12 protein-coding genes are annotated in these 12,196 nt (G+C 37.6%); all 12 read right to left on the reverse strand.

Annotated features, from left to right (window positions below; genetic code table 11):
• Positions 1-283: 283 nt before the first annotated feature.
• The 12 genes from J3U50_RS06435 to J3U50_RS06490 all read right to left on the reverse strand — a co-directional run bounded on the left by J3U50_RS06435 (position 284) and on the right by J3U50_RS06490 (position 12,158).
• Positions 284-1,675: a D-alanyl-D-alanine carboxypeptidase family protein gene (locus tag J3U50_RS06435; RefSeq protein ID WP_301945864.1), complete on the reverse strand. Its 1,392-nt coding sequence runs from the start codon at positions 1,673-1,675 to the stop codon at positions 284-286.
• Positions 1,665-2,873, reverse strand: a complete 1,209-nt coding sequence (locus J3U50_RS06440) for a cell wall metabolism sensor histidine kinase WalK (RefSeq protein WP_301945865.1) — start codon at positions 2,871-2,873, stop codon at positions 1,665-1,667. Before J3U50_RS06440 ends, J3U50_RS06435 begins: the two co-directional genes overlap by 11 nt.
• Positions 2,863-3,552 (reverse strand): response regulator transcription factor, encoded by a 690-nt coding sequence (locus tag J3U50_RS06445; RefSeq protein WP_034532684.1) that lies wholly within the window; start codon positions 3,550-3,552, stop codon positions 2,863-2,865. The genes J3U50_RS06440 and J3U50_RS06445 overlap by 11 nt, the downstream gene beginning before the upstream one ends.
• Positions 3,553-3,671: 119 nt before the next feature.
• Positions 3,672-4,808: an IMP dehydrogenase gene (locus J3U50_RS06450; protein ID WP_301945866.1), complete on the reverse strand. Its 1,137-nt coding sequence runs from the start codon at positions 4,806-4,808 to the stop codon at positions 3,672-3,674.
• Between the two features lie 91 nt (positions 4,809-4,899).
• Positions 4,900-5,628 (reverse strand): DUF1129 family protein, encoded by a 729-nt coding sequence (locus J3U50_RS06455; RefSeq protein WP_301945867.1) that lies wholly within the window; start codon positions 5,626-5,628, stop codon positions 4,900-4,902.
• An 18-nt stretch (positions 5,629-5,646) separates the two neighbouring features.
• Positions 5,647-6,747: a redox-regulated ATPase YchF gene (gene ychF / locus J3U50_RS06460; RefSeq protein ID WP_034535011.1), complete on the reverse strand. Its 1,101-nt coding sequence runs from the start codon at positions 6,745-6,747 to the stop codon at positions 5,647-5,649.
• Positions 6,748-6,774: 27 nt separating this feature from the next.
• Positions 6,775-6,963, reverse strand: a complete 189-nt coding sequence (locus tag J3U50_RS06465) for a DUF951 domain-containing protein (RefSeq protein ID WP_034532678.1) — start codon at positions 6,961-6,963, stop codon at positions 6,775-6,777.
• Between the two features lie 14 nt (positions 6,964-6,977).
• Positions 6,978-7,859 (reverse strand): ParB/RepB/Spo0J family partition protein, encoded by an 882-nt coding sequence (locus tag J3U50_RS06470; RefSeq protein ID WP_034532676.1) that lies wholly within the window; start codon positions 7,857-7,859, stop codon positions 6,978-6,980.
• Positions 7,849-8,616, reverse strand: a complete 768-nt coding sequence (locus tag J3U50_RS06475) for a ParA family protein (RefSeq protein ID WP_034535006.1) — start codon at positions 8,614-8,616, stop codon at positions 7,849-7,851. The genes J3U50_RS06470 and J3U50_RS06475 overlap by 11 nt, the downstream gene beginning before the upstream one ends.
• 18 nt (positions 8,617-8,634) lie before the next feature.
• Positions 8,635-9,372, reverse strand: a complete 738-nt coding sequence (gene rsmG, locus J3U50_RS06480; protein ID WP_301945868.1) for a 16S rRNA (guanine(527)-N(7))-methyltransferase RsmG — start codon at positions 9,370-9,372, stop codon at positions 8,635-8,637.
• A gap of 175 nt (positions 9,373-9,547) precedes the next feature.
• Positions 9,548-10,867, reverse strand: coding sequence for an NCS2 family permease (locus J3U50_RS06485; RefSeq protein ID WP_301945869.1), 1,320 nt, complete (start codon positions 10,865-10,867; stop codon positions 9,548-9,550).
• Between the two features lie 43 nt (positions 10,868-10,910).
• Positions 10,911-12,158: a NupC/NupG family nucleoside CNT transporter gene (locus J3U50_RS06490; RefSeq protein WP_301945870.1), complete on the reverse strand. Its 1,248-nt coding sequence runs from the start codon at positions 12,156-12,158 to the stop codon at positions 10,911-10,913.
• Positions 12,159-12,196: the final 38 nt, after the last annotated feature.

The following is a 12,196-nucleotide window of genomic DNA, read 5'->3' on the forward strand; positions in this document are numbered from 1 at the left end:
TCTTCAAGTTGGTTAGCCAACGCGGTTCATTTGGATTTGGTACTTGCTTTGTCAAATAATATTCCCCCGTTTAAAAACAATAGGTCTTAATTTTCAACGATTTATAAACAGTCAGATAAAAATCAAACTTTACCTATTATTATAACGCAAAATAGTTTATTTTATCTAACTTATTTACATAATTTTAATAAAACATCATCATTTTATTACTATAAACACAGTGAATATACTGTTTGTTCAATTTTCGCAATAAAAAAAGAGTTATCATTTTGATAACTCTTTTTTAGAATAAACTGGCAATCCATCTCCATGCTCTCCCGAAAATGTTAGGTTTATATCCATCATGATTAGCAATTAAATCAATGCGGTTGGATACACCCTTCATATATTTCACATTAGAAACTTTTGCAGTGGCAATTTTATCGCCCTTATCGAATCCGGCATCAACGCTGGATCCATCAGCATATTTACCAGTTGACTTAATATCTTTAATATTTAATTTTTGTTTCTTAGTTAACCAAACACCTTGCGTAGTTGAAACGGCTAAATCAACTGAGTCGTCCTTACCGTTTTCAACATTAATCTTACCGGTACTTCTACCGTTAGTGGCGTCCTTAACGGTTTGACCATGAGATAGCTTAACGTAGTGATACTTAGCATAGACGTACTTCATAAGCTTTCTGGTCTGAATGAAACGAGCTGGATCGTATTGTCCAGCGTTAGGAACTCCCATCACAACGGTGATGATACGATGACCGTTCTTAACCGCAGTACCTGTAAAGCAGGCCTTAGCGGTATCAGATGTTCCAGTCTTTAGACCATCAACCTTGATGTCAGGTAGCTCTTGGCTTCTCCCCTTAATCATCCAGTTCCAATTTAGCATCGTTTGTCCGTCAAACTTGGTGGTATTAGCTGAAGTTGTCTTTAAAATATCTGGGTAGTATTTCAAAATCTTCATTGCTAATAGCGCCATATCACGAGCTGATAGTTTGTTTTCTGCATCAGCTGAGACACCTTTAAAACCAAGCGAGCCAACTTCACCGTTGGTTAAACCACAGGCAGTATAAATCTTGGCATCGGTAATCCCAATCTTCTTAGCTTCCTTACGCATTAGTAAGGCAAACTTTTGTGTACTACCCGCGACACCGTATCCCAATGCCATGGTTGCGGCATTTTCTGAATAGATGGCGGTTTGGTAAAGTTGTCTGATTGTGTATGAATGACCCAAACGTAGTTTTACGTTGGCGTAGTTACGATTAACACTTAAATTATGGAGTGCCTTATTAATCTTTACTTTGTCATCCCAATGAATCTTACCTTCTTTAATGTACTTCAAAGTAACATATAAAGTTAGCAGCTTACTCATTGAAGCTGTTGGTAGTGATTCATTAATATTTTTAGCATACAACACTTGGCCAGTTTGGTAATCAATCGCAATTGCAGACTTAGCAGTCAGTGTTAGTGGTTGATTATTACTTAATAATTTATCGACCTGTTGGCCTAATTCCTTACTGCGTTCAATCGCAACAGCCTTTGAGGTGTTGGAATCAGCAGTAGTTGTAGTAGTGGCCTTGGTAGCCTTAGTTGTTTGAGCACTTGCTGTTAAAGGCATTGTAATGAATATAACTAATGCAATTAAAGCAATACTAAGCTTGGGAACAAGCTTACTTTGCATTATCGATAACCTCCTGTTGCCCTTCCTCATGTTTATTAGGTGTTAACTTATCACCATGTTTGATTGGTAGATGGAGAGTAAACGTTGTTAATTCATCATTAGATGCCACTGAACAGTAACCACCATGGATATTCACCACCTCGTATACGATTGCTAATCCAAGACCGGTTCCTCCAGTTGACTTGTTACGTGAGTTTTCGACACGATAAAAACGATCAAAAACGTGTTTAATTGATTCTTCAGGAATCTTTTCACCATCGTTAGAAACCTTGATTTCTAATTCCTTTTCATTGACACGGAAACCTTCAACATAAATGTTGTGACCGTCATGACCGTACTTCAAGGCGTTATTGATTAGATTATTAATAGCTCGAGCCAAGTCGGTTGGGCTACCATCGATCACTAACTTATCGAAGTTGGTCTTACTATGCATTTGCATATCCTTTTCGGCCATTTCTAAATCAAATCCAGCAGCGATTTGATCAATCATTGCCTTCATTTCAATCTTTCTAGTGTTTAGCTTACTGTAATCTTTATCAGTAATTTTTGTGTATTCAAATAAATCATCAGCTAAAGTCTTCATTTGTCTTGCCTTTGAATAGGCAATATGAACATACTTAGCCAAATCTTCTTCACTTGTGTATTGTTTGTTTTCAATCAAACCTAAGTAACCAATGATGGAAGTCAAAGGTGTTCTGATATCATGAGAAACGTTTGAGATTAACTCATCCTTTGATCTTTCAGTCTTTAGTTCTTCAGACATTGAGTGAATAACGTTATTAACTAATACATTAATACTTTCAACGATTCGTTGATCATCACCGATTAGCTTATATGGGATTGTGTAATCGAAATTACCATCCGCAATATAGTGCAAATCGTTAATAATATGTTGCTCTTGAATACGTTTATAATGCATGAACAAACGAATATACAACACAAACATATCCAATGCGGCAATCATAACTACAAATCCATTGCTCCAACTCCATAGTTGGATATGATTTCCTGCAATTAAAGAGTTACCAAAGCGGATTAACTGGTTACGCCAATCCGGATGGGTTGTGTAATACACCTCTGTTGCAAAGAAAACCAAGAAATTAACTAACAATATAAACAAACTAGTTAGAATAGCATCAGTAACTAATCCAATTCGTTCCTTATGTGTTAACTTAATTGATTTACTATTATTCTTCATTGATTCTGTATCCTACTCCCCAGACAGTTTCGATAATCTTCTTACCATCTGTAGCTTCCTCTAACTTATCGCGCAAGTGACTTACGTGAACCATAACGGTCTTAGCAGAAATAATACTTTCTTGACGCCATACTCGTTCAAAGATTTCATTGGCAGAGTATACACGACCAGGATGACTTGCTAATAAGTATAAAATACCAAATTCAATTGCAGTTAATTGAATGGACTTGCCATCACTAGTCTTAACTTCGTGTGATTCACGGTTAATAGTCAAAGTAGCGACGTTTAGTACTTCAGGTTCCCCGACGACAACCTTGTCAGTGTATCTTCTTAAAATTGAGTGCATTCGAGCCATTACTTCAAGTGGATTAAATGGTTTTGTTATGTAGTCATCAGCACCACCAACAAGTCCCTCAATCTTATCGATGTCTTCTGTCTTGGCAGATAGAATCATGATTGGTAAACTAATTTCTCTTCTTACTCGTTTTAATACTTCAAAACCAGACATTTTTGGCATCATAATGTCTAGAATCATAAGTCCAATATCACTATTTTTTCTTAATTCAGTTAGGGCGGCTTCCCCGTCATTTACAATGACTGTTTCGTATCCTTCGTTTCGTATGTAAATCTTTAATAATTCAGCAATTTCTTGATCATCGTCTACTACTAGAACTTTCATTGAGACGCCTTCTTTCTTTTCGTTTATATAGTCTAATATTAACACAATATAAAGATTTGTTATATAAATGTAAATAAAAAAGACGCTAAAAATTAGCATCTTTTAATATTTTTAACATTTTATTTATAATTTGGTGCATCCTTTGTGATTTGGACATCATGAGGATGTGATTCAATTAGCCCTGCACTAGTGATTTGGACGAATTGAGCGTCATCGTTCATTGCTTGAATATCCTTTGATCCAGTGTATCCCATGGCTGCTCTTAGACCACCAACCATTTGGAATACAACGTCTTTAGCTGAACCCTTGTATTCAACACGAGCTTCGATACCTTCTGGAACTAGCTTGTTAGCTTCGTTTACTTCACCTTGGAAGTAACGGTCAGCTGAACCATGTTGCATGGCTCCAACACTTCCCATTCCACGGTATGCTTTATACTTAATTCCATTTTCTTCGAAGATTTCACCAGGAGCTTCGTCAGTTCCTGATAACATACTTCCAAGCATTACAGCGTTACCACCGGCAGCGATTGCTTTAGCAGCATCACCAGAGTACTTGATACCACCATCGGCGATGATTGGCTTGCCCCATTTTCTAGCAACTTCAGCTGCATCGTATACAGCAGTTAGTTGAGGAACACCAACACCGGCGATAATTCTAGTGGTACAAATTGAACCAGGGCCAATACCAACTTTAACTACGTCAACACCGGCTTCGAATAAATCGTTAGTTGCTTGTCCTGTAGCAACGTTACCAGCGATGATAGTCTTTTCAGCATACTTGGCTTTGATTTCTTTTACTTTTCTGATAACTCCTGCAGAGTGACCATGAGCTGTATCAATAATAATAGCGTCAGCACCAGCGGCAAACAAAGCTTCCACACGTTTGAATGTATCTGATGTAACACCAACAGCGGCGGCACATAATAAATGGTTATTAGCATCAACTGCTGCGTTAGGGGTTTTGTCGGTCTTTTCTACTGCTTTGACCTTCTTAACTTCTGCGGCTTGATCATCGATAATCATGTTCTTGTGAATTACACCTAATCCACCAACTTCAGCCATGGCAATCGCCATATCTGAGGTTGTAACAGTATCCATACTTGCACTTAAAAATGGTACGTTTAGCTTAACATCATCTGATAAACGAACTGAAGTATCCACATCATTAGGTAAAACGTGACTTTCTGCTGGAATAAGCAATACGTCATCAAATGTTAATCCCTTTTTGGCAAACTTTGTGTTCCAATTATCCATAATCATAAAACCCCTATCTATTTATTTTTTAATGTCTAATATACAAAAAATGCCAGAGAAAATCAAATTTAATTTTCACTGACATTTATTTTTATCTTCGATTTGGTGTTCTAGGTGTCATCACATTAACTGTAATTTCGTAGTTTTTGTGAATCCAGAACGCTGTGAATGCTGAGATTGCAGCTAAAATAAAGTTAACAATTGGTGATACGGCAATGTTAATTCCTGCTTGTGGAATTGAAACAATTACCATGAACGCACCAATCCACACAATTACTGATAGGATTAGTAAACCAAAGCGCACTAGTCCACTGTATTTGTGCTTAACGTTTCCGTCCAATAATCTAGTCATAATTGGCATAAAGATACCAAATACTAGAGAAATCAATACAAGTGATAAGATTCCGACTGATTGTTTGTCCTTAGCGTTAGTTTGAATCATCAAAGTGATTCCGTATAGCAAGTTAAAGATAACGAAGAAGAACAATGCATTAAAGATTGCATTAGGCGCAAAGTTATCCATCATTGAAATCTTTTTCTTTGGTGGGTTCATAATGAAGTTGATACGTTCTTCAACAGTACCGTATAAATTACGCGCAGTTGCACCGTGTTTTTGTTCAACTAGCAATTCATCCTTCATTTGGTTAACAATTTCGACCTTACGTTCGTCTGATAACTTGGTCTTCTTTAACTCTTTGTTAAATCTAAACATGTAATCTGAATTACGTTTAGTCAAACCAATCCCATCAAATTGTTGACGAGTCTTTTGTTCTGCTTCATGTCTGTTTTGTTGTACATGAGCATTTCTCTTTTCAGTCATTGATGTCGTCCTTTCCGATTAAACGTTGAATCTGAAGTTTACAATGTCACCGTCTTGCATAACATAATCTTTACCTTCAACACGTAGCTTACCAGCTTCCTTAACGGCTTGTTCGCTACCTAGTTTGTCTAGGTCGTCAAAGGCCATAACTTCAGCTCTGATGAAACCACGTTCGAAGTCTGAGTGAATAATTCCGGCAGCTTGAGGAGCCTTGGTACCCTTTAGGTAAGTCCAAGCCTTAGTTTCCTTACCACCAGCAGTGAAGAATGTTTCTAAACCTAATAGGTTGTATGAAGCACGAATTAGCTTGTTTAGACCTGGTTCAGTAACACCTTCGGCTTCTAAGAAAGTCGCCTTGTCTTCGTCATCTAATTCAGCAATTTCTTCTTCAGTTTCCGCAGCAATACCGATTGCTTGAGCATTTTCCTTAGCAGCATATTCCTTAACTAGTTGGAAGTACTTTGAGCCTTCTGGATCAGCCATGTCATCTTCTGAGATGTTAGCAACGTATAGCACTGGTTTTGAAGTTAATAGGAATAATCCCTTAACAATCTTTTGTTCATCTTCATCAAAGTCGATTGAACGCACTGGTTTACCAGCTTCTAGGACTGGCTTAATCTTTTCTAGGACAGCTAATTCAGCAAGGGCATCTTCATCCTTACCCTTAGCAGCCTTTTGAACACGACCTAAACGCTTAGTAACTGCATCTAAATCAGAGATACCTAGTTCCAAGTTGATTGTTTCGATATCAGCGATTGGATCAACTTTACCAGTAACGTGGGTAATGTTGTCATCGTCAAAAGAACGAACAACGTGAACGATAGCGTCCACTTGTCTGATGTTTTCTAGGAACTTGTTACCAAGACCTTCACCCTTACTTGCACCCTTAACGATACCGGCAATATCGGTAAATTCGAAGGTAGTAGGTACAATCTTCTTAGCTGGAATTAGTTCTTGAATTCGATCAAGTCTGTCATCTGGTACTTCCACCATCCCTACGTTTGGGTCGATTGTGGCAAATGGGTAGTTAGCCATTTCCGCACCAGCTTTAGTAATCGCATTAAATAATGTAGATTTACCAACGTTTGGTAAACCAACAATTCCTGCTGTTAATGACATATTAATAATTCACTCTTTTCTTTAGATTTAATCTTCTTGTGTACTTTGAATTACTTTTTTCATTTTCTTTTCGAATTCGCGACGTGGAAGCATAACCACATGGCCGCACTTTTGACATTCAATCTTAATGTCTGCACCCATTCGAATAATCTTCCAACTATTCTCTCCACATGGGTGGGCTTTCTTCATCATGACAACATCATTTAATGAATACATATTGAGCACTCCTTTTAGTCTAAGTTAATATCTAAAATTTGCAAAATGCGGTTTAAATCATCATCTGATGCGTAACTGATTTCAATCTTACCTGTACCCTTCTTAGAACGGTTATTTGAGATTGAAACAGATGTTTGGAATTTGTCTTGTAGTTCATTTTCAGAAGCACGCAAGAATGGTGACTTCTTAGTTGAACGACGTGGCTTCTTTTTCTTCTTAGGTGATGAACTTAGGTTTTCAATTTCCTTTTCAAGTTGGCGAACAGTCATAGTTTGTTCGTATGCCTTCTTAGCTAATTTGATTAGTTCATCCTTCTTCTTAACAGATAGTAATGTTCTTGCTTGTCCCATTGAAAGTTGGTTCTTAGTTAGCATGTCCTTTACTTCAGTTGGTAGACCTAATAGACGTAAGTAGTTAGCAATGTATGGACGTGATTTACCTAAACGTTTTGATACTTCAGCTTGTGTAATGTCTAACTTAGTCATCAAGGTGTTGTAAGCTTCTGCTTCTTCGATTGGATTTAAATCCTCTCTTTGAAGGTTTTCCATCACTGCGATTTCCATCATTTGTTCATCAGAAGCATCGCGAACAATCGCTGGAATCTTTTCCTTACCTGCCATACGTGAGGCACGGTAACGTCTTTCACCAGCAAGAATTTCGTATTCGTCCTTGCTGCCGCTAGTCTTTCTTACAATGATTGGTTGGAATACCCCAGATTTTTCAATCGAACGGGTTAAATCTTTAAGTGCATTTGTATCGAAATGCGTTCTTGGTTGGAAAGGATTTGGAGATAACTTGGTTAGCTCTAATTCCAATACGTCTTCTGAGTTGGCGTCGATATCATTATCAGCAAACAATGCTTGAATGCCTCGACCTAGTCCTTTGTTATTCACCATGAGCAGCTAACACTTCCTTTGCAAATTGCATGTATAATTCTGAACCCTTTGAATTTGGATCATAATCAATGATTGGTAATCCGTAACTTGGGGCTTCTGATAAACGCACATTTCTAGTGATGATTGTGTCGTAAACCTTGTCACCAAAGTACTTACGAACTTCATCGTTAACTTGTTGACCTAACTTAGTTCGTGAGTCATACATGGTAAGTAGAACCCCTTCAACGTCTAGGTCTGGGTTAAAGTGCTTCTTAACTAATTGAACAGTGTTTAATAATTGACTTAGACCTTCTAGTGCATAGTATTCGGTTTGCACTGGAATTAAGATTGAATCACTGGCAGTAAATGCGTTCACAGTGATTAATCCTAATGAAGGTGGACAGTCAACTAGTACGTAATCGTATTGATCTGAGACTGATTTTAGGGCATTTAATAAACGTGTTTCTCTCGCCATTTGAGGAGTTAATTCAATGTCTGCCCCTGATAGTTGAATTGTTGCTGGTACAATGTCTAAACCTTCATGTTTTGAAGGAATAATGGCTTCTGAGATTGGTTCTTCATTAACCAAGATATCGTAAATATCTTTTTGGATGTCGGATTTTTGAATACCTACTCCTGAAGTTGCATTTCCTTGGGCATCAGCATCGATTAGTAATACCTTTTTACCCATTGTCGCAAGGTCTGCACCTAGGTTAACGGAAGTAGTAGTCTTACCAACTCCACCCTTTTGATTAGCTAATGATATAACGTGTCCCATTAAAACCCCTCCTCTAGTCTACTTATTACTTGAACCAATTGGTTTCTTGTTTGGTGTACCCGCTTTTCTTGGGTATTGTTTTGGTGTGTTCTTTACTTTTTCTAACACGACCATGTTACGTGGATCATTTGAGACCGGAAGATTGAATTCATCATCGGAAATCATCTTACCACCTAAAGTAGTAATCGCGCTTTTTCCGTCTGATAGTTCATCCTTAGCCTTTGATGCCTTTAGTGCAATCATTCGTCCGCCAACCTTAACTAGTGGCAAACAGAATTCTGCAAGCACACTCATTCGAGCAACTGCACGTGCGGTTGCGATATCAAATGATTCACGATATTGAGATTTTTTACCACCAAATTCTTCTGCTCGGGCATGGTGTAATTCAACATTGGTTAATCCTAATTTAGTAACTAGTTCGTCCAAGAAGTTGATTCGTTTGTTCAATGAATCAATGATGGTGACCCTTAAGTTAGGAAAAACAATTTTTAACGGAATGGATGGGAAACCAGCACCGGCTCCAACATCACATAGGGTTAATTCTTCGGTTCTCAAATCTTCTGCAAAGAATGCAGGAGTAATTGAATCAAAGAAATGCTTTAAATATACTTCATCCCTATCAACAATGGTTGTCAGATTAACGTGTTCGTTAGTGGATACTAACAACTCGTAGTAATCGGCAAATTGTTGCATTTGGTGGTCAGTCAATTCGATATTGTGTTTTGCTAATTGACTCTTGAATTCTTCTGGATTCATGCAAATCCTCCTATTGTGAAACATGATTGTTTCACATCTATCTATACTTTAACTGATATTAATCTTTTTTACAATCATGAAACATATACTTCTCCATTATAACCAAAATTAGACTAATTCGTCACTAGATTATCAAAAAAATACATATAAAAAGACGATCGTTCGATCGCCTTTTCTATAGCATTGCTGTCATTATCAAATTGATTAAAAACAACCCGCTTAAAATATAGTTAATTGTACTAATTGATTGAATTTGGCCGTTGAAGATTTTCACGATTGGATAAGCTACAAAACCAAACGCTAATCCAATTGAGATGCTCCCGGTCAATGGAATCAATACCACGATTAAAAACGCTGGGAACCATTCAGCAAAGTCATCCATGTTAATCGTCTTTAAGTTGGATAACATCAAAGCTCCTGTAATGATGATGACTGGGGCAATTGCTGCTTGTGGTACCAAGTCCAAAAAGCTAATGAAAAATGTTGAAAGTAAGAACATAATTCCAGCGGTAATTGACATGATTCCTGTTCTTGCCCCTAGTTGAAAACCAGCCACACTTTCGGCAGCTGATACGGTTGGACTAGTTCCTAAGATGCTGGAGATGATTCCAGTAATCGAGACACTTCTAAATGTCTTCTTGAACTTTCTCATGTCCGGTAAGATGCCGGCATTTAATCCCATCGATTCGAACACCAAAATCATCGTCATTGAAAATGATGCCATGATAAACGGTGTCGTCCAGACGTTTTCAAAACTAAAGTCAAACAATGACTTGTGGTATTGCAAGATATCAATCAAGTGGGTGGTCTTAACCCCACTATCATGAATGTGGAAGATGATGCCGACAATTGTAGTAATCACAATTCCAATGAAGAAATTTCCCTTCACGTCCTTAATGTATAGAACAATTGTTAGAATCAAACCAAAAATAGCTAGTAGCAACGATGGGTTCTTAAATGATCCAATCGTTAATAATGAATTCTTCCCTTGTTGAATCAAACCGGCCTTTTGCAGACCAATCTCAACTAAAAATAAACCAATGCCGGCGGTAATCGCTGACTTCAATGAATCAGGAATCCCACCCTGTAAGATGTCCGTAAATCGGCTAAATGCAATTAATGCAAATGCAATCGTCGATACCAATGAAACGGTCAATGCTTCTTGGTATGACAATCCCATGTTCAACACCATCGTGTAGGTGAAAAATGCATTGACACCCATCCCTGGCGTAATCACTACCGGGGAGTTCGCGTAGAATCCCATAATAAAACAACCGATAACAGAACTAATAATTGTCGCAAAGACGGTCTGGTGAACATCCATCCCCGCATCAGCTAATATCATTGGGTTAACCACCAAAATATAAGAGATTGCGAAGAATCCGGTGATGCCACCTAAGACCTCTGTCTTAAAAATTTCTTTGTCCCTTAAAACGTCTAAAAGAGACAGCGAGGCTGTCTCTTTTTTTGACGTTTTGTTCAACTTATTACTCATTAAACAAAATCCTTAATCTATATATATATATTATATTTCTATTTTACCATACAAATAGACCAACGATTCCTGCAGATAGTAGTGAAACTAAAATTCCTGATAGAATCATGTAACCTACACTCTTTGAAATAGCGTTGTTTACTTCACGGTTAACGATACCCTTGAATGCACCGATGATCATTCCTACTGTAGAAAGGTTAGCAAATGAAGTTAGGAAGACAGTTAATTGTGCACGGTAGTGAGGAGCGTATGAACCGATGTGTGATGATACTTTACCCATAACAACAAATTCGTTAGTTACCAGCTTAGTACCCATGTTTTGTGCAAAATCAAAAGCAGTATGCACGTCTGAACCCATTAACCAAGCGAATGGGAACATGATGATTCCTAAGATGTGTTCTAGGGATAAACTAGGATTGATTGCACCTAAGATCTTATCGATTAATGCAGCTAAAGCAACGAATGCGATAACGTTTGCAGTAATGATTAAGATTAATTTACCAGCACCTAGGATTGAGTCACCCAAGAATGAGAAGAATGGTTCTTTCTTAGCTTCTTCTGCGTTTTCAGGATGTTCACCAACGGCAACTTCAGCAGTTTGTGAAGAACTACCTAACTTAGCGATAGTATCTTCTTCTGGGCTAACTGAAGTTGGCATTAAAATACTAGTTACAATAACAGCATTTAAGATGTTCAATGGAACGGCAGTCAATACGTATTGACCTGGAACCATTTGAGTGTATGCGCCAAGAATTGAGGCAGTCACACATGACATTGACATCATGGCAATGACAACATTTCTTACTGCTGAGATTTGTTTTAATTGTAGAGTTGAAACAGCAAGTGCTTCAGTGTTACCTAAAAACATCATTTCAACAGCGAAGAATGATTCAAACTTAGGTTGGCCAGTTATGTATGCCAAACCTTTACCTACCCATTTGATGATCCAAGGTAGGATTCCAATGTAAGTTAAGATATCAAACACTGGAACGATTAATAAGATTGGTAGAAGTGCTGAAGTTACAAAGTCCATTGACTTAACGTGAACCCAACTAGGTAGAGCAAAAGCGATACCTTGGTAGGCCACTTCAACTAATGCTGAGAAACCATTGGCAGCGGCTTCAACAGCAGCACGACCCCATGAAAATTGTGTTAAACAGTAAGCGATTACCAGGTTTAACACTAAAACAGTAATTACTGAACGCCATTTAATTTCTTTCTTGTTCTTTGAAACAATAAATGCAATCCCTAGGAAAACAATAATTCCTAAAATATTAACTAACAAATACATAAAAATTCTAATCCTTTCTCTGCGACAAAAAAATATAG

The organism is Lactobacillus sp. B3795 (genome assembly GCF_026535805.1).
Lineage (GTDB): Bacteria > Bacillota > Bacilli > Lactobacillales > Lactobacillaceae > Apilactobacillus > Apilactobacillus kunkeei_C.

Coding starts and splice junctions, on each gene's coding strand:
- J3U50_RS06455 (WP_301945867.1), bottom strand. CDS start 5,628: ATGACTGAAAAGAGAAATGCTCATGTACAACAAAACAGACATGAAGCA.
- ychF (WP_034535011.1), bottom strand. CDS start 6,747: ATGTCATTAACAGCAGGAATTGTTGGTTTACCAAACGTTGGTAAATCT.
- J3U50_RS06475 (WP_034535006.1), bottom strand. CDS start 8,616: ATGGGACACGTTATATCATTAGCTAATCAAAAGGGTGGAGTTGGTAAG.
- J3U50_RS06470 (WP_034532676.1), bottom strand. CDS start 7,859: ATGGTGAATAACAAAGGACTAGGTCGAGGCATTCAAGCATTGTTTGCT.
- J3U50_RS06445 (WP_034532684.1), bottom strand. CDS start 3,552: ATGAAAGTTCTAGTAGTAGACGATGATCAAGAAATTGCTGAATTATTA.
- J3U50_RS06440 (WP_301945865.1), bottom strand. CDS start 2,873: ATGAAGAATAATAGTAAATCAATTAAGTTAACACATAAGGAACGAATT.
- J3U50_RS06465 (WP_034532678.1), bottom strand. CDS start 6,963: ATGTATTCATTAAATGATGTTGTCATGATGAAGAAAGCCCACCCATGT.
- J3U50_RS06485 (WP_301945869.1), bottom strand. CDS start 10,867: ATGAGTAATAAGTTGAACAAAACGTCAAAAAAAGAGACAGCCTCGCTG.
- J3U50_RS06450 (WP_301945866.1), bottom strand. CDS start 4,808: ATGGATAATTGGAACACAAAGTTTGCCAAAAAGGGATTAACATTTGAT.
- J3U50_RS06490 (WP_301945870.1), bottom strand. CDS start 12,158: ATGTATTTGTTAGTTAATATTTTAGGAATTATTGTTTTCCTAGGGATT.
- rsmG (WP_301945868.1), bottom strand. CDS start 9,372: ATGAATCCAGAAGAATTCAAGAGTCAATTAGCAAAACACAATATCGAA.
- J3U50_RS06435 (WP_301945864.1), bottom strand. CDS start 1,675: ATGCAAAGTAAGCTTGTTCCCAAGCTTAGTATTGCTTTAATTGCATTA.